This window comes from Paraburkholderia sp. EG286B, from assembly GCF_040965655.1.
Lineage (GTDB): Bacteria > Pseudomonadota > Gammaproteobacteria > Burkholderiales > Burkholderiaceae > Paraburkholderia.
In genome coordinates this window covers 696189-720072 of sequence record NZ_JBFRCF010000001.1, presented here as the reverse complement: position 1 = coordinate 720072, position 23884 = coordinate 696189, and the positions used below count along the sequence as shown (strand labels likewise).

The window sequence follows — 23884 nt, the reverse complement described above, 5'->3', positions numbered from 1 at the left end:
GCTTTGGCCAACGGACGCGGAGAGGTTGGGCATGTGGCTTGCTCAATCTGTCTCCGCACTCTCATTCGTGTGGAGATAACCAAATGCAACGACGCAACTTCATGCTAACGGCGGCGGTGACCCTTGCCTCGGGCGGTCTCACGCTCGCGGGCTGCACCACCACGACGAATTCGAATTCCACGGCGTCGCAGAACATGTCCAAGCGGCAGTCGATCGACGCGTCCGTGGACGGCACCCTCTCGCGGCTGTATTCGACCGTGAAAGGCTCGCACGAACTCCTCGCGAAGTCGCGCGGCGTGCTGGTGTTCCCCGAAGTGCTGCAGGCCGGCTTCATCGTGGGCGCGCAGTATGGCGAGGGTGCGTTGCGCGTGGGCGGCGCCACGGTCGGCTACTACAGCACCGTGTCGGGCTCGTTCGGCCTGCAGGCCGGCGCCCAGTCGAAGGCGCTCATCTTCGCCTTCATGACGCAGGACGCACTCGACAAATTCCGCGCGACGGACGGCTGGGCGGCGGGGGCCGACGCTTCGGTCGCGCTCGTGACCGTGGGCGCGAACGGCGTCGTCGACACCAACACGGCCACGCACCCGGTCGAAGTCTTCGTGCTGACCAACGCGGGCCTGATGGCCGACGTCTCGCTGGCGGGCACCAAGGTCACGCGCCTGAACATCTGATAAGGCGCGCTCCGGTAAAAAGCGCCGGATCATGTAAAAAGGGCAAGGCGATCAAGCCTTGCCCTTCGTCATTTCTGCGCGGCCCGCACTGCCGGCGCCGCCTACGGCCTCAGCAGCCGGTATTCTTCACGCGCTCGACTTCGAGGCCGAACCACGGGCGCAGCTTCGTGCCGAGCACATTGCCCGCGAACGCGCACACGAGCCACAGCCAGCCGTGCAGGCTGCCCGAAACGATACCGCTGAAATACGCGCCGATATTGCAGCCGTAAGCGAGGCGCGCGCCATAGCCGAGCAGTAGCCCGCCGACCACGGCCGCCACGAGCGAGCGCAGCGGAATACGCCACACGGGCGCGTAGCGGCCCGCGAGCGAGGCCGCGGCCATGGCGCCGAGCACGATGCCGATGTCCATGACCGTGGTGACGTCGTGGCTTGCCGGGGCGGCGAGCGCGGCGGCGTTCGGGCCGGCCATCCAGTACTTCCAGCTCGCCACGTCGATGCCGAGCGAGGCGAAGCCCTTCGCGCCCCACAGCGCGAACGCCGAGGTCACGCCCCAGGGGCGGCCCGAGAGCGCGAGCGTCGCGAAATTCAGGATCGCGAGCGCGACGGCGCCGGCAAGCAGCGGCCACGGGCCATGCAGCCACGGCGAGCTGTGCGGCGCGCGAGGCTCGTTGACGAGGCGGCCGTGGCGGCGTTTCTCGACGACCACGGTGAGCGCGGCGATGAACGCGAACACCGCGAGGTTGAGCGCAATGGCGGGCGCGGCGCCGAGCGCGTTCACGAACGAGAACGGCTTCAATTGCGGCATCGACGTCCAGAACGGCATGTGCGCCGTGGCGACCACGGAGCCCACGATAAAGGCGATGAGCGTCACGACCATGCGCGTGCTGCCCCCGCCCACGGTATAGAGCGTGCCCGAGGCACAGCCGCCGCCGAGCTGCATGCCCACGCCGAACAGGAACGCGCCGACGATGACCGACGTGCCCGCGGGCGACACGAGACCCGTGACCGGATGGCCGAACAGCGTTCCCGCCGCGAGCGCGGGGAAGAACAGCAGCACGCCGATGGCGAGCATGACCATCTGCGCGCGCAGGCCGGCGCCGCGCCCGTCGGCGATGAATACGCGCCACGCCGAGGTGAAGCCGAACGCCGCGTGATAGAGCGTCATGCCGAGCAGCGCGCCGACCACATAGAGCGCCGCCTGACGCCCGCTGACGGTCTGCGCGAGATACACCGCGCCGAGCGCGACGAGTAACAGCGCGATGCCCAGCGGCCTGGGATTGATGGAGTCGAGTCGGCGCGGCGCGCGCGCGAGCGGCGTGGAGAGGTCGGACATGGGAGCGAGGGCTGCGTGGAAAAGTCGCCAGGAAAATCAATCGGCGAAAGCAAAACGATAGCACGAATCGCAATTCGGTCTGACCGAGCCGCCAGGCCGGCTTTGGGCGACCCTTAGCAAGCCATGAAAAATCGCCGCGAACCCCGTCCAGATACGGTTTTCCCAGACATTGGGACGAACCCGCGCCAACCCTCGCGTAGCCCTGCAATCGTCATGGATTTCCCCTATGCAGCGCCGCGCGCCGTCTGCCGTTACGCGAGACGAGGTGCGAAGGCGCGTCGGGCCGCGCGGGTTCGCACTGGCTGGAAGATAAAAAACGCAACGGAGACCTCATGCTGGGAAACATCACCATTCGCCGTGGGCTAACGCTCGTCATCGGTATCTTCGTCGCGTTTCTGCTGACGGTGATCGGCGTGTCGTATGGCGCGCTCAAGATCACCAATGACAGCCTGCACGACGCCCAGCGCGGCGCGCAGTCGCTCGACGCCCTCAAGACCAGTTCGGAACGCCTGCTTCAGGTGCGCCTCGCGCTCGGTGGCTACGAGACGCTCTTCAGCGTCGGCAAGGCCACGGACGGTTTGCTCGACAAGGCGCACCAGGTGCTCGTGAATTCGAACAAGGAATTCGCGCTCTACAGCGCCGGCCCGTTCGACGACCCCGAAGAGGCGCGCCTCGCCCAGGCCGTGAGCAGCGCGCGCGAGGCGCTCGTCTCGCAGGCGCTCGAGCCCGAGTACAAGTCGCTCGTCGACAACGACTTCAACACCTTCCGCACGATCCAGGGCGAAACCGCCGACCGCTACTACGCCGCCTACGCGAAGGCGATCGACGCGCTCGAGACCTGGCAAGCCGCGCGCCAGCAGCAGGACGCCGACACGGCCGCGCAGCGCTTTCGCCTGTCGCTCATCGTGTTCGGCCTGATCGGCGTGGTGGGCGTGGCGATCGGCGTATTCGCGCGCGTGGGGCTCGCCGCCGCCGTGGTCAAGCCGGTGAACCATGCGATCCGCCATTTCGAGCGCATCGCCGCGGGCGACCTCACGGTGGACGTGCGGGTGCGCTCGAAGAACGAGATGGGCCAGCTGCTGGGCGCGTTGCAGACCATGCGCGACGGCCTCGTGGGCACCGTCTCGCGCGTGCGCGGCAGCACGCACGAAATCACGCAAGGCGCGAAGCAGATTGCGTCGGGCAACGTCGATCTCTCGGACCGCACGGCGCAGCAGGCCGCGGCGCTCGAAGAAACGGCGGCGAGCATCGAGGAGCTTTCGGCGGCGGTGCGTCAGAACACGGACGGCGCGAAGGAAGCGAGCGGGCTCGCGCAGACCGCGCTCGAAACGGTCACGCGCGGCGCCGAAGTGGTGGCCCGCGTAAACGCGACGATGAGCGACATTACGGCATCGTCGCAGAAGGTGGAGGAGATCACCGGCATCATCGAGGGCATTGCGTTCCAGACCAACATCCTCGCGCTCAATGCGGCGGTGGAGGCGGCGCGCGCGGGCGAGCAGGGCCGCGGCTTCGCGGTCGTGGCGAGCGAGGTGCGCAGCCTCGCGCAGCGCTCGGGCACGGCGGCCAAGGAGATCAAGGAGCTGATCGCAGCCTCGGCGGCGACCGTCGGCGCGGGCGCGCGCCTCGTGGAAGACGCGCGCCGCACCATGGACGAGGCGCGCAGTGCGGTGGCGCGCGTGAGCGGGATCATGAGCGAGATCGAGACCGCGACGCACGAGCAGAGCGACGGCATCGAGCAGGTGAACCGCGCGATTGCGCAGATCGACGAGGTCACGCAGCGCAATGCTGCGCTCGTGGAGGAAGCGGCGGCGGCCGCGCAGTCGCTCGAATCGCAGGCCGATCTGCTGCGCGAGGCCGTGGCGGTGTTCAATCTGGGCGGCGCGGGGCAGGCCGGTGCGCGCCCGGCGCAAGCTGCTGCGGCGGACGCGCGAGCCGCCCGCGGGAGTGCGCCGGCGCTGGCATGAGCCAGCCGTTGCGGGTTGTCCTTGCCGTTGCAAGGACAACCTCCGGCCGTTTTAACCTGAGGTTATACCCCGCGCGCAATTCGCAATTGAGTTCCCCATCGTTCCCGGCGAGACTGGCAGCATAGGCCGTCAGGGTTTGGCCGTCAGCGAAAGAGAACTACGGATCATGCGAGTTTGTGTTTTGGGCGGTGGGGTGATTGGCGTGAGCACGGCGTACGCGCTCGCTCGCGATGGACACGAAGTCACGCTCGTCGAGCGCCATGCCGACGTGGCGCGCGAAACGAGCCACGCCAATGGCGGCCAGCTCAGCTACAGCTACGTCGCGCCGCTTGCGGACCCCTCCGTGCTGCCCAAGCTGCCGCAATGGCTCTTCTCGCGCGACGCCGCGCTGCGTTTCGTGCCGCGGCTCGATCCGCACCAATGGCGCTGGTGCGCCGCGTTCCTGCGTGCCTGCACGCGCGCGCGCAGCCGCGCGACCACGGCCGAACTGCTCGGCCTCGGTTTTTTGAGCCAGCGTCTCATGCACGAAGTGGTCGAGCGCGAAGCGCTGTCATTCGACTACGTGCGCAACGGCAAGCTAGTGGTGTATCGCGACGAGGAGGGTTTCGCGGGAGCGCGCCGCCAGGCGCAATACCAGTCGACGCTGGGCTGCGTACAGCACGCGCTCGACGGCGCGGCGTGTGCCGCGCTCGAACCCGCGCTTGCGCATATCGGCGCGGGGATCGTGGGCGGCATTCACACGCCAGGCGAAGAGGCCGCCGACTGCGATCAGTTCACGCGCGGCCTCGCCCGCGCGGCGCAGCGCGACGGCGTGACCCTGCAACTGGCCACCGAATTTTCCGGACTGCGAACGAAAGGGCTGCGGGTGCTCGCCGCGCAGACCTCGCAGGGCGACATCGAAGCCGACGCGTTCGTGGTGTGCCTCGGTTTCCAGAGCCAGCCGATGCTCGCCTCGCTCGGCGTGCACGTGCCCGTGTATCCGCTCAAAGGCTACAGCCTCACGCTCCCCAACGCGAATGCGCAGGGCGCGCCGCGCGTCTCGGTTACGGATGCGCATCACAAGGTCGTCTACGCGCCGCTCGGCGAGCGCCTGCGCATTGCGGGCATGGTCGATCTCACGGGCATGAACCCGCACGCCGACGACGCCCGCATCGCGCTGCTCACGCGCCAGGCGCGCGAAACCTTCCCCGACGCCGGCGACTACGACGCCATGCAGACGTGGACCGGCATGCGGCCCGCCACGCCGGACAGCAAGCCTGTGATTGGCGCCACGCACTTTCGCAATCTGTGGCTCAACACGGGGCACGGCGCGCTCGGCTTCACGCTCGCACTCGGCAGCGCGCAACTGCTGGCCGATCTGCTGGCGGAGCGCGAGTTGCCGATCGACGGTGGCGCCTTCGCGCCGGGCCGCTGATCGGGCTCACTGATTTATCACCGCGGCCTTACTGCAGCGTTGCGCCCTCCTCGCGCACGACCACGCTCGTGCGTCCGTCGATGCTCACCGGCACTTCGCCGCGCACAGTCGCGCGCCGGACGACGCGGCGCGCGTCGCCGTAGTCGTTGATCGCGTAGTGCTGCGTGGCGCGGTTGTCCCAGATCGCGACGTCGCCTTCCTGCCAGTTCCAGCGCACCGTGTTTTCGAGCCGCGTGACGTGCTCATGGAACACCTGCAGCAGATGCGCCGAATCGGACGATGAAAGACCCTTGAGCCGCTGGACGAAGTGGCCGAGCACGAGCGTGCGTTCGCCCGTTTCCGGATGCACGCGCACCACGGGATGTTCGGTTTCGTAGAGCTTCGACGTGAACACTTCGCGGTAACGCTTGAGCTGCGCGCTGTCCGCGTTCGTGTGCGTGGACGCGTAGTCGTAGGCGTTGGTGTGGAGCGCCCAGAGCGTATCGGCGAGCGCGCGCAGCGGCTCGGGCAGTTGCGCGTACGCGGCGGCCGTATTGGCCCACACCGTGTCGCCGCCAAATGGCGGAATCACCACGGCGCGCAGGATCGAAACTTTCGGGTAGGCGTCGACGAAGGTGACGTCGGTGTGCCACGAGTTGGCGCGAGCGCCGTGCAGCGAATCGAGTTCCAGCAGGCTGCCGCCTTCCACCGAAGGCACCGTGGGGTGCGCGACCGTTTCGCCGAAGCGCCGCGCGAAGGCTTCCTGCGCGGTATCGTCGAGATGCTGCTGGCCGCGGAAGAACAGCACTTTGTAACGCAGCAGGGCGGCGTTGATCGCGTCGAACGTGGCGCTGTCGAGATCGGCGTGAAGACGCACGCCGTCGATGCGCGCCCCAATGCGGCCCGCGACTTGATGGAGGTCGAGCGCGATATCGGCGTGCTGCTGCGTGGTGGCATGCAGATGCGCAGACGGAACGGAAACGGCGGGGCGTTGCGTGTGAACGTCGGACATCGAAAGTCTCCTCGGCTGGACGTGGAACGTCCATTCAAGCAGGCTTGCGCCGCGAGAAGAACTGACGATTTCTGCGAAGCTATGCGCAGGGTGGCGCGCTATGGATAGCTGCGTGTGTGATTAGCGCGCACCAAAAGAAAATGACGCAGACCCGCGAGGGAATGCGTCATTCACAAGATGCTGCAAGGTACAGCTTCTTTACTGCATGTTCGTTGGTAGGCTCGATTGGATTCGAACCAACGACCCCCACCATGTCAAGGTGGTGCTCTAACCAACTGAGCTACGAGCCTGTCGAGGCGCGAATTATAGAGACACTCGCGCGCGCTTGCAAGCGCTTTTCTCGAATCGGGCGAAACGCCGTCGGGCGTGCGGGATCGAGCGCGAGGTGGCGCAGGTCGAACTCGTGCGCGCGAACCAGGCTTAACGCTTCGCGCCTTCCTCCTGCGCCTCCAACGCAGTCACCATTTCCTGCGCCGCGCGCTGCAACTCGGGCACGAAGCGGCGCACGGCCTCCGCAGGATTGATGGCCTGTTCCAGGTAGACCACGTTCAGGCTCGCGAGCACGCGCCCATGCGCCTCGATGGCCGTTGCGAGCGCACCGATCTTGCGCTGATCCGACCAGTCGCCGTGGTTCGAGCCGAAGCCGTCCGCGCGCGTCTGGCGCACGAGATTGCGGATATAGGCCTTGTCGCTAGCCAGCTTTTGCTGCTGCTCGCCGCCCGCACCCGCGCGCAATAGTTCGAGAATGTCCTCGCGCTCGGCCTCGGGACACATCGCAAAGTACACGCGGCCAGCCGCCGTGAGCAGGATCGGCAGGCGGCGGCCCACCATCGCGCGGTGAAACGAAAGCGGGCTGAAGCGGTGCGTGGTCTCGCGTATCACCATGGAGTCGCCGTCGGGCGTCGTGAGGTCCGATGGCCACACGGTGCGCTGGAGCATTTGCGCCATGATCGGCGGCGCGATGGTCGCAATCAGTTCGTCGTCGGTGAAGCCTTCGCTCAGGCCGCGCACGTTCATCGTCAGACGAAAGCTGTCGTCGGAAGCGCTGCGGCGCACGAACTTCTCCTCGACCAGGGTTTCCAGCAAGCGCCTCACCGTCGTGCGATGCAGACCCGTTGCCTCGCTCAGCTGCTGGCTCGTGGCGCGCCCGTTCTCCATGGCGTTGAGCGCCTGGAGCACCTGCAGGCCGCGCGCCAGCCCCCGCACGTTTGCATACTTTGTCATCGAAAATGCCTTAAAAATCAACTGTGTGCATTCTATGCACATTTCTCTAAAAATGTTGAGCGCGCATCGGGCGGAACCTAGACTCGCTTCCATTCACCGCACTGTGACAAAACGTCCAACCGGGTGATCCGTTTTCAGGCACCACCTGTCAGCATCCGCAGCGGCTCCATAAGCCGCGCGAGAAGGAGACACATGAACACCCCCCTCGCCCAGGTGGCGGATACCATCCGCCCTCGCCAGATCGCCACCGACGTCGCCATCATCGGCGCCGGTCCGGTCGGCCTCATGATCGCCAATATTCTCGGCCTGCAAGGCGTGCGTGTCACGCTCGTCGAGAAGCTCGACCAGATCATCGACTACCCGCGCGCCATTGGTCTGGATGACGAAGCATTGCGTGTGTTCCAGTCCATTGGTCTTGCCGATGCGCTGCTGCCGCACACCACGCCCGACCACTGGATGCGCTTCGTCACGAAAGACGGCCACTGCTTCGCCTCGATCGAGCCGCGCACCGACGAATTCGGCTGGCCGCGCCGCAACGCCTTCATTCAGCCGCTCGCCGACCGCGTGCTGTATGAAGGGCTCGCGCGCTTCGAGCACGTGGACGTGTTGTTCGGCCACGCGGTCAACGCTTTCGAGCAGGATGCTCAGGGCGTGACGATCGACGTGAGCGACGCGAACGGCGAGCGCCGCACGATCCGCGCGGCGTACCTGGTGGGTGCGGACGGCGGCAACAGCTTCGTGCGCCGCGCGCTCAACGTGCCCTTCGAAGGCCGCACGAAGCCGAATCAATGGATCGTCGTGGACGTGCGCAACGACCCCATCGGCTCGCCACATATCTACATGCATTGCGATCATCAGCGCCCGTATGTGTCGGCTGCGCTGCCGCACGGCATTCGCCGCTTCGAATTCATGGTGATGCCGGGCGAGACGGAAGAAGAGCTCTCGAAGCCCGAGAACATGGCCGCGCTGATCCGCAAGGTGGTGGCGGACCCCGACAAGGTCGACTACATCCGCAAGCGGGTGTACACGCACAACGCGCGCCTCGCCGAAACGTTCCGCGTGGACCGCGTGCTGCTCGCGGGCGACGCCGCGCACATCATGCCCGTGTGGCAGGGCCAGGGCTACAACAGCGGCATTCGCGACGCGAACAACCTGGGATGGAAACTCGCGATGGTAGCGAAGGGTCAGGCCGATGGCCGCCTGCTCGACAGCTATACGGTGGAGCGCCGCGCGCACGCGCGCTCGATGATCCACCTCTCCGAAGTGGCAGGCGATATCTTCGCGCCCACCACGCGCTTCGGCGCGCGCTTTCGCGACACGTTCGTGCGCTACATGAACGTGTTCCCCTCGGTGAAGCGCTATTTCGTGGAAATGCGCTTCAAGCCGATGCCGCGCTACGAAGCGGGTGTCGTGCTGCTGCCGCCGCCGCAAAAAACAGGCGGCTGGCTCGCGAGCCTGCTGGAGCGCTCGGGCAACTCGGCGCCGGGCCGCTTGCTCGGCCTGATGAGCCAGAAGCGCGACTCGCTGATCGGCCGCCTCGCGTATGGCCGCGATCCGCTCGCGGCGTCGCCCGTGGGCCGCATGTTCATCCAGCCGCGCGTGCGTCTTGCCGATGGCCGCGTGGTGCGCCTCGACGACGCGATCGGCAACGGCTTCGCGGTGCTGGCGTGGGGCGCGGACCCGACCTTCGGCCTCACGCCGCAAGCCCGCGCATTGTGGGAGCGCCTGGGCGCCCGCTTCATCTTCGCGAAGCCCGACGTGCAGCTCGAATACGCCGACGACGTGCCCGAGGGCGTGCTCGCGCTCGGCGACGTGCAAGGCCGCCTGAAAGAGTGGTTCAGCCGTCTGCCCGAATCTGTCGTGCTGCTGCGCCCGGACCGCTTTGTCGCGGGTGTGTGCACGCCGCAGCAGGTCTCGGACGCGATCGTCGAACTTGCGGGCAAGCTCGGCATGACCGAAGCCGCCTTGCATGGGGCGAGCGCTGCTGCCCCGCAGAACCGTCCCGTGCGCGGCGTGGCCGTTGCGCGCACCGCAGGAGCATGAGCATGCCGATTCACCTCGAATGTCTGTCGCATACGCCGTTGCATGGCTATTTCGATCCGCTGCCTGAGGTGGTGGCGGAAGTCGAGCGGGTTGGCCGCGCCGCGCGCGAACGCGTGGAAGCCTTCAACCCGGACGTGATCGTCGCGTTCGCCCCCGATCACTTCAACGGCTTCTTCTACGACGTGATGCCGCCGTTCTGCATCGGCGCGCGTGCGCAAGCGATCGGCGACTTCAAGAGCATGGCCGGTACGCTGCCGGTGCCCGAAGCGCTTGCGCACAAGCTCGCCGAAAACGTGCTCGACGCCGATATCGACGTGGCGCTTTCGTACCGCATGCAGGTCGATCACGGCTGCGCGCAGGCGCTGGAAGTGCTCACGGGCGGTCTCGACCGTTACCCGGTGATTCCGGTGTTCATCAACTCGGTGGCGCCGCCGATGGCGGCGCTGCGCCGCGCGCGTCTGCTCGGCGATGCAATTGGCCGCTTCTTCTCGCGCAGCGACAAGCGCGTGCTCGTGGTGGGCTCGGGCGGTATTTCGCATGAACCGCCGGTGCCGGAACTGTTCGGCGCGACGCCCGAAGTGGCCGAACGCCTGATCGCGGGCCGCAACCCCTCGGCGGACTCGCGTGCCGCGCGTCAGGCGCGCACCGTGGCCGCGGCGAAGTCGTTCACGGCGGGCGACAGCCATCTCCATCCGCTCAACCCTGAATGGGACCGCGCGTTCCTCGCGCGCCTCGAGTCGGGTGAATTGACTTCCGTGGACGGCATGACGAACGCGGCCATCACGCGCGACGGCGGCAAGTCGGCGCACGAGATCCGCACGTGGGTCGCAGCATTCGGCGTGCTGGCCGCTTACGGCCCGTATCGCGCTTCGCTCGATTACTACCGCGAAATTCCAGAGTGGATTGCGGGCTTCGCCGCCATGCACGCCACGCCCGACGCGGCTCGATAGAACAGTACGGACTCCGGAGAATCAACATGTCAGATTCGAAACTCGTCGCGGCGCTGGCCGCGCGCCTCTACGAAGCCGAAGCCTCGCGCAACGTGATCGAGCCGGTGCGCGGCGAGATCGCGCTGGACGATATCGCCACCGCCTACGCCGTGCAGCAAGCAAACGTCGATCTGCGCGTGGCGACCGGCGAGCGCATCGTGGGCCGCAAGATCGGTCTCACGTCGCTCGCGGTGCAAAAGCAGCTCGGCGTCGATCAGCCTGACTTCGGCGCGCTGTTCGCGTCGATGGCTTACGGCGATGCGCAAGCGATTCCGCTCTCGCAGCTGATCCAGCCGAAGGTGGAAGCGGAAATCGCGCTCGTGCTGGAGCACGACCTCACGTTCGAGAAGCACACCTTCGTCGATATCCTGCGTGCGAGCGCGTATGCACTCGCGGCCATCGAGGTGGTGGACAGCCGCATCCAGAACTGGGACATCCGCTTCGTCGATACGGTGGCCGACAACGCGTCGAGCGCGCGCTTCGTGGTGGGCAGCCGCCCGGTGCCGCTCTCGCAAATCGACTTGACGGGGTGCGCGATGGAGCTTTCCCGTGACGGCGAAGTGCTCTCGCGCGGCAGCGGCGCCGCCTGCCTCGGCAACCCGCTGAACGCCGCCGTGTGGCTCGCCGACCGCATGGTCCAGCTCGGCACGCCGCTGCGTGCGGGCGACGTGGTGCTCACGGGCGCGCTCGGGCCCATGGTCACCGTGAAGGAACCCGGCACGTACACCGCGCAGATCGAAGGCCTCGGCAGCGTTCGCGCGACTTTCTCCGCCTGATACAGGAATTCATATGGCTTCCGAAAAACTCAAGGCCGCGATCATCGGCTCCGGCAACATCGGCACGGATCTGATGATCAAGATCCTGCGCAACAGCAGGCATCTGGAGATGGCGGCGATGGTCGGCATCGACCCGAACTCGGATGGCCTGGCACGCGCCGCACGGCTTGGTGTGGCGACCACGCACGAGGGTGCAGAAGGGCTCACGCGCCTGCCGTGCTTCAAGGACATCGACTTCGTGTTCGACGCGACTTCAGCTGGTGCGCACGTGAAGAACGACGCGCTGCTGCGCACATTCAAGCCGTCGATCCGCGTGATCGACCTCACGCCCGCCGCGATCGGCCCGTACTGCGTGCCGGTCGTGAACCTCGACTCGCATATCGAAGCGCCCAACGTCAACATGGTGACGTGCGGCGGCCAGGCCACGATCCCGATGGTCGCGGCCGTGTCGCGCGTCGCGAAGGTCCACTACGCCGAAATTGTCGCGTCGATCAGCAGCAAGTCGGCGGGCCCCGGCACGCGCGCCAACATCGACGAGTTCACCGAAACGACGTCGAAGGCGATCGAAGTGGTGGGCGGCGCTGCCAAGGGCAAGGCCATCATCGTGCTGAATCCGGCCGAGCCGCCCGTCATGATGCGCGACACGGTTTACACGCTCTCCGAGATGGCCGACCGCGAGAAGGTCGAGCAGTCCATCGAGGAGATGGTCGCGAAGGTGCACGCCTACGTGCCGGGCTATCGCCTGAAGCAGAAGGTGCAGTTCGACGAGATTCCCGCGAACGCGCCGTTGAATATTCCGGGCCTCGGCAGGTTCAGCGGCCTGAAGACCTCGGTGTTCCTCGAAGTGGAAGGCGCCGCGCACTATCTGCCCGCTTACGCAGGCAATCTCGACATCATGACTTCCGCCGCGCTCGCCACCGCCGAACGCATGGCGCAGACGCTTCTGAGCGTGGAGGGATAACACCATGAGCAAGAAACTCTATATCTCCGACGTGACGCTGCGCGACGGCAGCCACGCCATTCGCCATCAGTACTCGATCCAGAACGTGCAGGACATCGCCCGCGCGCTGGACCGCGCGAAAGTCGACAGCATCGAGGTCGCGCACGGCGACGGCCTGCAGGGTTCGAGCTTCAACTACGGCTTCGGCGCGCACAGCGACCTGGAGTGGATCGAGGCGGTGGCCGATGTGGTGACGCACGCGCAGATCGCCACGCTGCTGCTGCCCGGCATCGGTACGATTCACGACCTGAAGGCCGCGTACCACGCCGGCGCGCGCGTGGTGCGTATCGCCACGCACTGCACGGAAGCCGACATTTCGAAGCAGCACATCGAATACGCGCGCGAACTCGGCATGGACACCGTGGGCTTCCTGATGATGAGCCACATGACCACGCCGGAGAACCTCGCCATTGAAGCGAAGAAGATGGAAAGCTACGGCGCGACCTGTATTTATGTGGTTGATTCTGGCGGCGCACTCACGATGAACGACGTGCGCGACCGTTTCCGCGCAGTGAAAGCCGTGCTCAAGCCCGAAACGCAGACGGGCATGCACGCGCACCACAACCTCTCGCTGGGCGTGGCGAACTCGATCGTGGCGGTGGAAGAAGGCTGCGACCGCGTCGATGCCTCGCTTGCGGGCATGGGTGCGGGTGCCGGCAACGCGCCGCTCGAAGTGTTCATCGGCGCGGCGGAACGCATGGGCTGGAACCACGGCACCGACCTCTACACGCTGATGGACGCCGCTGACGACATCGTGCGCCCGCTGCAGGACCGCCCGGTACGCGTGGACCGCGAAACGCTCGCGCTTGGCTATGCGGGGGTGTATTCGAGCTTCCTGCGCCACTCGGAAGTGGCCGCGAAGAAGTACGACCTGAAGACGGTGGACATTCTCGTCGAACTGGGCAAGCGCCGGATGGTGGGCGGTCAGGAAGACATGATCGTCGACGTGGCGCTCGATCTGAAGAAGCGCCAGCAAGCATTGCAGTCCTGATCAAGCACGCCGCGCATCGCCTTCGGGTGGTGCGCGGCGTTGCCACTTATAGCCGCCGGAAAGAGCGGCTCGTATCTACACATGGAGACTTTTTATGACGTCGCGAAACAGTAGTGCTGGAGGAAGTGGAACGAGCGGCAAGGCAACCATCGCCCTGTGTCTGGCGATTGCGCTGCTCGAAGGGTTGGACCTGCAATCGGCGGGCGTAGCGGGACCGCGCATGGCGAAGGAGTTTCATCTCGCCGTCGCGCAAATGGGCTGGGCGTTCAGCGCCGGCGCGATCGGCCTCTTGCCGGGCGCGGCGCTGGGCGGGCGGCTTGCCGACCGCTTTGGCCGCAAGCGCGTGCTCATGTGGTCGGTGGCGCTGTTCGGGCTGTTCTCGCTCGCCACGACCATGGTGTGGAATTTCGAAAGCCTGCTCGTCGCGCGTCTGCTCACGGGTCTCGGTCTCGGCGCGGCGATGCCGAACCTGATCGCGCTGTGCTCGGAGGCGGCGGGTGAGCAGCAGCGCAGCACGGCTGTGGGCGCGATGTACTGCGGCATGCCGTTCGGCGCGGCGATTGCCGCCGTCATCGGCATGCTCGGCACGGGGGACGCGAGCTGGCGCCACGTGTTCTATGTCGGCGGCCTCGGCCCGATCGTGATGGTGCCGCTGCTCGGCCTGTTCCTGCGCGAGTCGCAGCAATTCGTCGCCGCGCGAGCTTCGAAGGTCGCGCAGGCCGGCGCGCCGAGCGTGACACAAGCGCTCTGGCAAGAAGGCCGCGCACGCACCACGATTGCGCTGTGGATCAGCTACCTCGGCACCTTGATCGTGCTGTACTTCCTGATGAACTGGCTGCCCTCGATGGTGCTCGCACGCGGCCTCACGCGCGTGCAGTCGAATCTCGTGCTGATGCTGTTCAACATCGGCGGCGGCATCGGCGCCGTTGCAATCGCAACGATCATGGATCGCTTCGGCCGCCGCGGCACGGTGATCGGCATGTACATCGGCATCGTGGCGGCGCTCACCGTGCTCGCAAGCGCGGGCGGCGCGAGTTCGACGGCGGTGGGCGGCCTGCTGTGCGGCTTCTTTATCGTGGGTGGCCAGTCGGTGCTGTACGCACTCGCGGGCCATGCGTACCCCACGGAAGTGCGCGGTACGGGTGTGGGCGCGGCCGTGGCCGTGGGGCGTCTGGGTTCGATTCTCGGGCCGCTCGTGGCGGGCCAGCTGTTCGCACTTGGCCAGAGCCCGTCGATGCTGGTGGGCTCGAGCATTCCGCTCGTCGTGATCGCGGCGCTTGCCGCGCTCAGCGTGGTGGGTGCATTCAGGCAGCGCGGCGCGCTGGGCGCACAGGGCGCATGAATGTGAAGGGGAGAAGGTATGCGCCTTCTTCCGCATGGGTTATTACGTTTTAAAGGATGGTCATCATGACGGATACGGCACAAGCAATCACCGAAGCCTCGACGAGCAAGTTCGCGCGCGTGAAGGACGGCGACGTCGAGTTCCAGATTCACTACAACGACGCAGGCGCCGGCACCGAAACCGTCGTGATGCTGCACGGCTCGGGTCCGGGCGCGAGCGGCTGGGCCAACTTCAACCGCAACGTCGAACCGCTCGTCGCGGCCGGTTACCGCGTGATCCTGATGGACTGCCCGGGCTGGAGCAAGAGCGATCCGATCGTCTGCACGAGCTCGCGCTCGGACCTGAACGGCCGCGTGCTCAAGGGCCTGCTCGACGTGCTCGACATCGAGCGCGTGCATATTCTCGGCAATTCGATGGGCGGGCACAGCGCCGTTGCGTTCGCACTGGCGAACCCGCAGCGCGTGGGCAAGCTCGTGCTGATGGGCGGCGGCACCGGCGGCCCGAGCAGCTTCATGCCGATGCCCACCGAAGGCATCAAGCTGCTGCAAGGTCTCTATCGCGATCCGACGATCGAGAACCTCAAGCGCATGATGAACGTGTTCGTGTACGACGCGAGCGCGCTCACCGACGAGCTGATGCAAACGCGCCTCGACAACATGCTCGCGCGCCGCGACCACCTGGAAAACTTCGTGAAGAGCCTCGCGGCCTTCCCGAAGCAGTTCAGCGACTACGGCCCGCGCCTGGGCGAAATCGCCGCGCCCACGCTCGTGATCTGGGGCCGCGACGACCGCTTCGTGCCGATGGATATCGGCCTGCGCTTGCTCGCGGGCATGCAGAACGCGCAATTGCACGTGTTCAACCGTTGCGGTCACTGGGCGCAATGGGAGCACGCGGAAGCGTTTAACCGCATGGTGATCGACTTCCTGAAGCACTAAACCGCGAAAGCACTGGCGGTAACGAAGCGGCGCACCTCGCGGTGTGCCGCTTTTTATTGGGGCGAGTGCATTGCGTCTGCAAGCCGGCTTTTGTGTGACGAAACCGTGAGTCAATGCAGCGTCAGCAAGTGTGCCTAAAGGCAAACCCGTATTAGCGTAAAACGAAACGATTCGCCATTGACAAATTAAACCTGTCCGACCTATGATCGGCGTCACTGCCTGGATACTCGCGAACCACGCGTCCAGGCGAGCCGCGCAAGGCGCGCAAGACGCCGCGCATCAACGGTCTGCCCGGGTCCGCCCGGGTGAGCCGCAGTCATGTTTGGAGACAGGCAGATGCCCCAATCGATTGCCCCGGACCGCCGGTCCGAAGCCGCGCGCGCGTACGCTACGTCCGCGCATCCCTCGCAGCAGGACGACGCGCTCTACCGGAAAGTTTCCGCGCGCGTCATTCCGTTCCTGTTCGTTTGCTACGTCGTCTCGTTCCTCGACCGCATCAACATCGGCTTCGCACAGTTGCAGATGAAGCACGACCTGGGCTTCAGCGACGCGATGTACGGCCTCGGCGCCGCCGTGTTCTACGTGGGCTACGTGCTGTGCGAAGTGCCGAGCAACATGCTGCTTGCGCGCTTCGGCGCGCGCCGCACCTTCACGCGCATCATGCTGCTGTGGGGCATTGCCTCGACCAGCATGATGTTCGTGTCGAGCCCCACGCAGTTCTATGCGCTGCGCTTTTTGCTGGGCGTGTTCGAGGCGGGCTTCTTTCCTGGTATCGTGCTCTATCTCACGTACTGGTATCCGGCGCGGCGCCGCGCGGCCGTGTTCTCGATCTTCTTCGCGGGCGTGGCGGTGGCGGGCGTGCTCGGTGGCCTCATCTCGGGCTGGATCATGCGCGACATGGCCGGCGTGGCGGGACTCGCCGGCTGGCGCTGGATGTTCCTGATCGAAGGGCTGCCGGCCGTGGTGCTCGGCCTCATGGCCGCGTTCTGGCTCGTGGACGGGCCCGAGAAGGCGCGCTGGCTGACCGATGCGGAAAAGGCCCACCTCCTCGCGCAACGCGACGGCGAAGGCGATCACCCGCATTCCACGCGTTCGTTCGGGGCGGCGCTGCGCAACCCGCGCGTGTATCTGTTCGCGTTCATCTACTTCTCGCTGACCTGCGCCTCGCTCACGCTGAACTTCTGGATGCCGCTCATGATCCGCGACTTCGGCGTGCATGACGTGCTGGCGATCAGCCTCTACACGGTCATTCCGAATGCGGTGGGCGCCGTGGGCCTCATGTGGATCGCGCGCCGCTCGGACCGGCGCGGCGAACGGCGCTGGCACTTCGCCGCGTGCACGGTAGGCGGCGGCATTGCGTTGGCGCTGCTCACGCTGCATCTCGCGAGTTTCGCCGCGATGATGGCCATTCTTTCGATCGCCGCGGTGCTGATCTTCGCCGCTTTGCCGATCTTCTGGGCGGTGCCTTCGGCGTATCTCACGGGCAAGGCTGCGGCTGCGGGCATCGCGCTCATCAGCAGTATCGGCATTACGAGCGGCATTGTGAGCCCGTGGGCAATCGGGCTCATCAAGACACATACGGGCAGCATGGACAACGCGCTCTATCTGCTCGCGGCGTTGCTGGTGGCGAGCGGTGCGGCGCTGGTCGCGGGTGTGCCGGCGGTGAAGACCGGCCGCTGAGCGCGCCTCAGGCCGGCTTGAGCAGCGTGCGCCACGCCGGCAGCCTGCCCTTTTCGTCGAGCGCGTCGACGAGCGGTGCGGCACGCTCGGCCAGCGCCTCTTGAACATTCGCGATGGCGGTGGCCAGTTCGCTCGACATGCCGAGGCCGTCGAGCATGGCCGCCGCCTCGCGCATTTCCTCGGAGCGCCGCTGTCCGTGCTCGACCACGCGGCCGATCAGGTACGACTCGTAGCCCGTGTCCCAACCCATGCCCGGGAAGCTGGCCGCAAGCGAAGCCAGCACGCGGTCGTCCACGCCGAACTGCTTCGCGGCGAGCATCGATTGCACGCACATCGCTTCCATGCCTTTGATCATGATGCTGCGGCACAGCTTGATGGCGGAAGCGAGTCCCACTTCGGCGGCGACGGCTTGCGCGCGCATGCCGAGCGCGTTGAGCACGTCGGCGGTGCGCCCGGCCGCGCGCCCGCCCAGCAGCATCGGCACGCGTATGCCTTGCGGCGGCACGGGCGCCATGACAGCGGCTTCCACGTAGTCTGCGCCCACGCGCTCCACGGCCTGGCTGTTGCGCTGCTTGACGGCGGGCGACACGGAGTTGAGGTCGATGAACGTCTGGCCGGCCAGCAAGTGCGGAGCGCACGCGCTCGCCACGGCTTCGGCCTGGCTCGCCGTTACGGCGGAAAACACGAGTTGCGCGCCCTTGAGCGCAGAGGCGAGATCATCGGCTACGTGAGCGCCGCTTTCGCTCGCGCGTTTGAGGATCGTCTCGCGCGTGGCGCTTTCCTGCAGCTTGATGTCGTACGTCGAAACGTGCAGACCGGCATGCGCCAGTGCTTGCGCAAAAATGGGTCCCACTTCGCCGAAGCCAATGATCGCAACGCGTATGACCGGCGGCTGGTTTTGCTGTTCCATGTTTGAATCGCTCTCGATGACGTTGATGAAGAGACAAGCGAAGAGACCAGCGCGCCAGGCTCACACGCGAGGTTCGCTCGCCTGAACCGGCGGCGACTCGACCGGGGCCGCGAGACGCCGGTTCATGTGGGCGTCGAACTTTTGCTTGTCGAACATTCTTTCCCATTTCGACAAAACGAGCACGGCCACCGAATTGCCGATCACATTGGTCGTGGAAGTCGCAATGGCGAGAACGCGGTCGATGCCGAACAGCAGGCCCACGCCCGCAAGCGGCAGTGCGCGCGAGGTCTGGATCGTCGCCGCGAGCTTGACGAGCGCGCCGCCCGCCGCGCCCGCACCGCCCTTGGACGTGAGCATCATCACCGCGAGCAGCGCGAGTTGCTGCGAGAGGCTCAAGGGCGTATCGGTCGCCTGCGCGATGAAGCCGACGCCGCAGGCCATGTAGAGGCACGCGCCGTCGATGTTGAAGCTATAGCCAGCCGGCAGCACGAAGCCCACCACGACCTCGTCGCAGCCCGCCTGTTCGAGCTTGCTGACGAGCCGCGGAAACGCGACTTCGCTGGCGGCCGTCCCCATCGCGAGAATCGCTTCTTCCTTGATGAGCGAAAGGATTCTGAAGATCGAGAATCCCGCCAGGCCGGCCACGACGCCGAGCACGATGAACACGAAGCACAGCGTGCTGGCGTAATAGGTGAGCACGTAGCGCAGCAGGAACAGCAGCGTGACGCTGCCGTAGCTGCCCACGGCCGCCGCCATGGCGCCGAACGCGCCCAGTGGCGAGAGCCGCATGATGAAGCCGAGCATCTTGAAGACGACCGTTTGCGCTTCCTCGATCAGGCGGAACACGACCCAGTCGGGTTTCGCGCAGGTGGCGAGCGCGAAGCCCGCGAGCAGCGAAACGAACAGCACGGGAAGAATGTCGCCGCTGACGAACGCCGAAACGAGCGTATGCGGAATGATGGAGGTGAGAAAGTGCGTGAACGAGAAGTCGCCGCTCGTGCCCGCCTTGATCGCCGCGGCGGCGCCTTCACCGGCGCTCAGCGAGCGCGCGTGGAGCCCGTCGCCGGGCCTGACGATGTTGACGACGGCAAAGCCGGTCAGCATGGCGAGCGTGCTGACCACTTCGAAATAGAGCAGTGTCTTTACGCCGAGCCGTCCAAGGCGTTTGAAGTCCTTGATGTGCCCAACGCCATGCACGACGGTGCAGAAGATGATGGGCCCGAGCATCATCTTGAGCAGCGCAATGAAGCTTTCGCCCAGTGGCCTCATCTTCACGGCCTCGTGCGGCGCGAGCAGGCCGAATGCGATGGCCAGCGCGATGGCAATCAGAACCTGGATGTACAGCTGGCGCAACAGCCTCACTGTCTCCTCCGCTGTGATTATTCATATGGAATTATGGAGGGGCAGGCGGATATTCAGGCTTTGCGAAACGCTAAATAAGCCATCTGTTTTTCTTATTGGTGAGACCGAAATGCGAGGGTGGCTGTACAGCAATTTTCATTCCGCATCCCCTTGCGGATGCAACCTTGACGTCACGGCTACCCGCCGAGCTCCTCCAGCAGCCAGTCGCGAAACGCCACCAGCACGGGATGGCGTTGAGCACGCTCAGGGTAGACGAGGTAATACGAGCGCGAGCTCGGCACCGCTTCGAACGGGCTGAGAAGCCGGTTTTCCCGCAATTCGTCTTCCACCAGCATGCGCGGCACGAGGCCTACGCCGATACCGGCCACGACTGCCTGGATCAAATGCGAGGTCAGCTCGAAACTCGGGCCCGGCCGCAGCGCGTCGTGGGGCAAACCGAAGTGCGCGCACCATTCGCGCCAGGCGTCGGGAAAGCTGCGCACCCGCAGCAGCGTGAGCCCTTCGAGGGAGTCGATGGTCGGCGCGGCGGCCCTGCGCCGCGATTTTCGCGCTCGCGGCAACGCGGCCGGGTTGCCGACCAGCACCAGTTCTTCCGCGTAAAGCCGGTGTGCCGTCACGCCCGGCCAGCGGCCGTCGCCCACCACGATGGCGGCGTCGAGGTCCTGGGTCGAAAAATCGGCGGCCTCGATGCGCGAGTCGAGATCGATCTGCAGATCGGGGTGCGCCTGATAGAAGCGGTGCAGGCGCGGCAGCAGCCACTTGGCCCCGAACGTCGGCAGGGTCGCGACGCGCAACTGCGTTTTCGGCGCGTTGGCGGTGAGGGCCTGCAGCGTCGCACTGCGGATCAGCGTGAGCGCGTGCGAGATCTCGGCCATATAGGCGCGGCCGATATCCGTGGGGATGATGCGCTTGCCCTCGCGCGTGAAGAGCGCGAGATCGAGCATCGCTTCGAGCGCCTGAACCTGGCGGCTCACGGCGCTCTGCGTGAGCGATAGCTCCTCGGCGGCACGCGTGAAGCTCTCATGCCGCGCGGACGCCTCGAACGCGAGCAGCAGCGACATGGAAGGCGTGAGCTTGCGGAAATTCATTCATAAACCTCATGATCAACCCAACGAATATACGTTTGCCCGGTGCCGGCCGGGGACGCGACAATACCCTGCCAGTAAGGGAATCGTGCGCCCACGGCGAGACTTCGAGAACGATATGACAATTGCCCCGCTTGCCATCGGCGAATTCAGCAACCCGCTGATCCGTCAATTTTTGCATGAATTGGAGAGATCGGGTTTCGAAGGCGAGGTGGACGCGACTCACGCGACGCGCACGGTGCTGGCCACGGACAATTCGATCTACCAGCGCTATCCGCAGGCGGCGGTGTTTCCGCGCCATGCGCAGGACGTCGTACGCCTCGCGGCGCTGCTCGGGCGCGAGGCGTTTCGCGGCGTGGCAGTCGCGGCGCGCGGCGGCGGCACGGGCACGAACGGGCAGTCGCTGACCGAGGGCATCGTGGTCGATATGTCGAGGCACATGAACCGGATCCTCGAAATCGATCCCGTTGCGCGCACGGCAAGGGTGGAGGCCGGTGTCGTCAAGGACCAGCTCAATGCCGAACTGAAGCGGCACGGACTCTTTTTCGCGCCGGAGCTGTCGACTTCGAACCGCGCGACCATCGGCGGCATGATCAGCACGGATGCGAGCGGGCAGGGCAGCTGCACCTACGGGAAAACGCGCGACCACGTGCTCGCGCTGGAAACGGTCCTCGTTGGCGGTGAGCGCCTGTCGAGCGCGCCGGTCGATGAGGCCGCACTCGCGGCGCTCTGTGCGCGCGAGGACAAGATCGGCGAAGTTTTCCGCACCGCGCGCGATATCAGCGAGCGTGAAGCCGGCCTGATACGCGAGCGCTTTCCCGAGCTGAACCGCTGCCTGACGGGTTACGACCTCGCCCATTTGCGTGACGGCGAAGGACGCTTCGACATCAACAGTGTGCTGTGCGGCTCGGAGGGCACGCTCGGCTTTATCGTCGAGGCGACGCTGAACGTGCTGCCGGTTCCGAAGCACGCCGCGCTCGTCAATATCCGCTATGAAGGTTTCATGGATGCCCTGCGCGACGCGCGCGCGTTGATGGCCCATCGTCCGCTCTCGATCGAGACCGTGGACTCCACGGTGCTGCGGCTGGCGCGCGAGGATAGCGTCTGGCAAAGCGTGGCCGACTATTTCCCCGCCGACGAAGGCGTCGAAGGCGGTGCGAGCGGCATCAACATGGTCGAATTCAGCGGCGACGATGCGGACGACTTGCGCGCGCGCGTGGCGGCGTTCGTCGAGCACCTGCGTGCCGATGCGAGCGTCAGGCGCCTGGGACATACGATCGCCGAAGGCGAGGCGGCGATCCATCGCGTCTATGCGATGCGCAAGCGTGCGGTGGGCCTGCTGGGCAACGCCCGCGGTGCGAGTCGCCCGCAGCCCTTCGTGGAAGACACGGCTGTGCCGCCCGAAAATCTCGCCGACTATATTGCGGAGTTTCGGGCGCTGCTTGATGGTTTTGGCTTGCGCTACGGCATGTTCGGCCACGTCGATGCCGGCGTGCTGCACGTGCGCCCCGCGCTCGACATGCGCAATCCCGACGAGGCCGCGCTCGTGCGCCCCATTTCGGATGCCGTGACCGCCTTGACGATGAAGTATGGCGGCCTGCTATGGGGCGAGCATGGCAAGGGCGTGCGCTCGGAGTATGTGCCCGAGTACTTCGGGCCTTTGTATCCCGCGTTGCAGCGGCTCAAGGCGGCATTCGATGCGCACAATCAGCTCAATCCCGGCAAGATCGCCACGCCGGCCGGGGCGAGTGCGGCGCTGCTGAAGATCGACGCGACGACGCTGCGCGGCGAACTGGACCGGCGCATCGACGAGCGCGTCTGGCAGGCCAATGCCGACGCCGTTCACTGCAACGGCAACGGCGCCTGCTACAACTTCGACCCGAACGACGCCATGTGTCCGTCGTGGAAGGCGACGCGCGAGCGCGTGCATTCGCCGAAGGGCCGGGCTTCGCTGATGCGCGAATGGCTGCGCCGGCAACAGGATGCCGGAGCGGATCTCACTGCTGTGCCAGCTGCGGCGGCGTTGCCGGTGCGCATGGTCAATAGCATGCGCAAACGCCAGGGCGAGCAGGACTTCTCGCATGAGGTGTACGACGCCATGGCGGGTTGCCTCTCGTGCAAGTCATGCGCGGGGCAGTGCCCCGTGAAAGTGAGCGTGCCCGAGTTTCGCGCCCGCTTTCTGGAGCTGTATCACACGCGCTATTTGCGGCCGCTGCGCGACTACTTGATCGGCGCGCTCGAGTTCACGGTGCCGCGCGTAGCGGCGGTGCCTGGAGCGAAAAGCGTCTACAACGCGGTGATGGGCGCGGGTCCAGTCAAATCGCTGCTTGCGCGCGGTCTTGGCCTTGTCGATAGCCCTTTGTTGAGCCAGGTGTCATGGCGTGGTGTGCTGCGCCGCTCGGGAGCAGAGATCGCAACGCCCGAACGCCTCTCGAAACTTGACGAAGCCGAGCGCCAGCGCAGCGTGATCGTGGTGCAGGACGCGTTCACGCGCTACTTTGAAACGCCGGTCGCCGCCGCATTTCTGGAACTCGCCGCGCGGCTCGGGTTCAAGGTCTTCGTCGCGCCTTATCTGCCGAACGGCAAGCCGCTGCACGTGCAGGGGTTTCTGCCGCAGTTTCGCCGGGCCGCGCGGCGCAATGCGGCGCAACTGGCCGCGCTCGCCAGAACGGGTGTGCCGCTGGTGGGCATCGATCCGGCCATGACGCTCGTGTACCGCCAGGAGTATCGCAAGGTGGAAGGCATCGAAGCCTTGCCCGACGTTCAGTTGCCGCAGGAGTGGCTGATCGGCGCGCTGCGCACGCGTGCAACATCGCCGCGAGCGTCCGGCTCGTTCAGACTGCTATCGCATTGTACCGAGCGCACCAACGCGAGCGCTGCCGCGCTCCTGTGGAAAGACGTCTTCGCGGCGGCAGGCCTCGCGCTCGCGACGCCGGCCAGCGGTTGCTGCGGCATGTCGGGCACTTACGGCCACGAGGCGCGCAATCGCGCGACCTCGGAAGCGATCTTCGAACAATCGTGGGCGCGGCATGTCGATGCGGCATCGACGTCGACGCAGGGGGCGGATGAACTGCTCGCCACGGGCTATTCATGCCGCTGCCAGGTGAAGCGCCTGCGCGGGCGCCCGTTGCGCCACCCTGTTCAGGCGCTGCTGGACGCCCTGCGCTGATCCGG

General features: G+C 66.1%; 18 protein-coding genes and 1 tRNA gene. 12 read left to right on the top strand and 7 right to left on the bottom strand.

The annotated features are described in order from the left end of the window. Positions 1-83: 83 nt before the first annotated feature. Positions 84-671: a YSC84-related protein gene (locus AB4Y42_RS03305; protein WP_042268112.1), complete on the top strand. Its 588-nt coding sequence runs from the start codon at positions 84-86 to the stop codon at positions 669-671. A gap of 109 nt (positions 672-780) precedes the next feature. Here the strand turns inward: AB4Y42_RS03305 and AB4Y42_RS03300 are convergent, their stop codons facing one another. Then, positions 781-2004: a YeeE/YedE family protein gene (locus AB4Y42_RS03300; RefSeq protein ID WP_368693381.1), complete on the bottom strand. Its 1224-nt coding sequence runs from the start codon at positions 2002-2004 to the stop codon at positions 781-783. A 332-nt stretch (positions 2005-2336) separates the two neighbouring features. Between AB4Y42_RS03300 and AB4Y42_RS03295 the strand changes: the two genes are divergently transcribed. Further along, complete coding sequence (locus AB4Y42_RS03295) at positions 2337-3968, top strand: methyl-accepting chemotaxis protein (RefSeq protein ID WP_368689209.1); 1632 nt, start codon at positions 2337-2339, stop codon at positions 3966-3968. Between the two features lie 166 nt (positions 3969-4134). Continuing rightward, positions 4135-5382, top strand: a complete 1248-nt coding sequence (locus AB4Y42_RS03290) for a D-amino acid dehydrogenase (protein ID WP_368693380.1) — start codon at positions 4135-4137, stop codon at positions 5380-5382. Positions 5383-5410: 28 nt separating this feature from the next. Here the strand turns inward: AB4Y42_RS03290 and AB4Y42_RS03285 are convergent, their stop codons facing one another. The 3 genes from AB4Y42_RS03285 to AB4Y42_RS03275 form a co-directional block, all read right to left on the bottom strand. Then, positions 5411-6373 (bottom strand): TauD/TfdA dioxygenase family protein, encoded by a 963-nt coding sequence (locus tag AB4Y42_RS03285; RefSeq protein ID WP_368693379.1) that lies wholly within the window; start codon positions 6371-6373, stop codon positions 5411-5413. Positions 6374-6586: 213 nt separating this feature from the next. After that, positions 6587-6663, bottom strand: a tRNA-Val gene (locus tag AB4Y42_RS03280). Between the two features lie 130 nt (positions 6664-6793). Further along, complete coding sequence (locus tag AB4Y42_RS03275) at positions 6794-7597, bottom strand: DNA-binding transcriptional regulator (RefSeq protein ID WP_368689211.1); 804 nt, start codon at positions 7595-7597, stop codon at positions 6794-6796. 192 nt (positions 7598-7789) lie between these two features. On the opposite strand from AB4Y42_RS03275, the gene AB4Y42_RS03270 reads away from it, so the two are divergent. The 8 genes from AB4Y42_RS03270 to AB4Y42_RS03235 all read left to right on the top strand — a co-directional run bounded on the left by AB4Y42_RS03270 (position 7790) and on the right by AB4Y42_RS03235 (position 17353). Further along, positions 7790-9640, top strand: coding sequence for a bifunctional 3-(3-hydroxy-phenyl)propionate/3-hydroxycinnamic acid hydroxylase (locus tag AB4Y42_RS03270; protein WP_368693378.1), 1851 nt, complete (start codon positions 7790-7792; stop codon positions 9638-9640). Between the two features lie 2 nt (positions 9641-9642). Further along, positions 9643-10590 (top strand): 3-carboxyethylcatechol 2,3-dioxygenase, encoded by a 948-nt coding sequence (locus tag AB4Y42_RS03265; RefSeq protein ID WP_368693377.1) that lies wholly within the window; start codon positions 9643-9645, stop codon positions 10588-10590. 26 nt (positions 10591-10616) lie between these two features. Then, positions 10617-11405 carry a 2-keto-4-pentenoate hydratase gene (mhpD, locus tag AB4Y42_RS03260; RefSeq protein WP_368693376.1) on the top strand — a complete coding sequence of 263 codons (789 nt, stop codon included), beginning with the start codon at positions 10617-10619 and terminating at the stop codon, positions 11403-11405. Between the two features lie 13 nt (positions 11406-11418). Further along, positions 11419-12366: an acetaldehyde dehydrogenase (acetylating) gene (locus tag AB4Y42_RS03255; RefSeq protein ID WP_368693375.1), complete on the top strand. Its 948-nt coding sequence runs from the start codon at positions 11419-11421 to the stop codon at positions 12364-12366. Positions 12367-12370: 4 nt separating this feature from the next. Next, positions 12371-13396 carry a 4-hydroxy-2-oxovalerate aldolase gene (gene dmpG, locus AB4Y42_RS03250; protein ID WP_368689216.1) on the top strand — a complete coding sequence of 342 codons (1026 nt, stop codon included), beginning with the start codon at positions 12371-12373 and terminating at the stop codon, positions 13394-13396. A 94-nt stretch (positions 13397-13490) separates the two neighbouring features. Beyond that, positions 13491-14738, top strand: a complete 1248-nt coding sequence (gene mhpT / locus AB4Y42_RS03245; RefSeq protein WP_368689217.1) for a 3-(3-hydroxy-phenyl)propionate transporter MhpT — start codon at positions 13491-13493, stop codon at positions 14736-14738. Positions 14739-14803: 65 nt separating this feature from the next. After that, complete coding sequence (locus AB4Y42_RS03240; protein ID WP_368693374.1) at positions 14804-15673, top strand: alpha/beta fold hydrolase; 870 nt, start codon at positions 14804-14806, stop codon at positions 15671-15673. 336 nt (positions 15674-16009) lie between these two features. Further along, a complete protein-coding gene (locus tag AB4Y42_RS03235) occupies positions 16010-17353 on the top strand; it encodes an MFS transporter (protein WP_368693373.1) in 1344 nt (447 codons plus the stop codon). A gap of 7 nt (positions 17354-17360) precedes the next feature. Here the strand turns inward: AB4Y42_RS03235 and AB4Y42_RS03230 are convergent, their stop codons facing one another. The 3 genes from AB4Y42_RS03230 to AB4Y42_RS03220 form a co-directional block, all read right to left on the bottom strand. Beyond that, entirely contained in the window at positions 17361-18263 is a 903-nt protein-coding gene (locus AB4Y42_RS03230; protein WP_368693372.1) for a DUF1932 domain-containing protein, read from the bottom strand. Between the two features lie 60 nt (positions 18264-18323). Continuing rightward, complete coding sequence (locus AB4Y42_RS03225; protein WP_368693371.1) at positions 18324-19625, bottom strand: cation:dicarboxylase symporter family transporter; 1302 nt, start codon at positions 19623-19625, stop codon at positions 18324-18326. A 176-nt stretch (positions 19626-19801) separates the two neighbouring features. Then, positions 19802-20713 carry a LysR substrate-binding domain-containing protein gene (locus tag AB4Y42_RS03220; protein ID WP_368693370.1) on the bottom strand — a complete coding sequence of 304 codons (912 nt, stop codon included), beginning with the start codon at positions 20711-20713 and terminating at the stop codon, positions 19802-19804. Positions 20714-20828: 115 nt separating this feature from the next. Here AB4Y42_RS03220 and AB4Y42_RS03215 point away from each other — a divergent pair, with 115 nt between their 5' ends. Next, entirely contained in the window at positions 20829-23879 is a 3051-nt protein-coding gene (locus AB4Y42_RS03215; RefSeq protein ID WP_368693369.1) for an FAD-binding and (Fe-S)-binding domain-containing protein, read from the top strand. Positions 23880-23884: the final 5 nt, after the last annotated feature.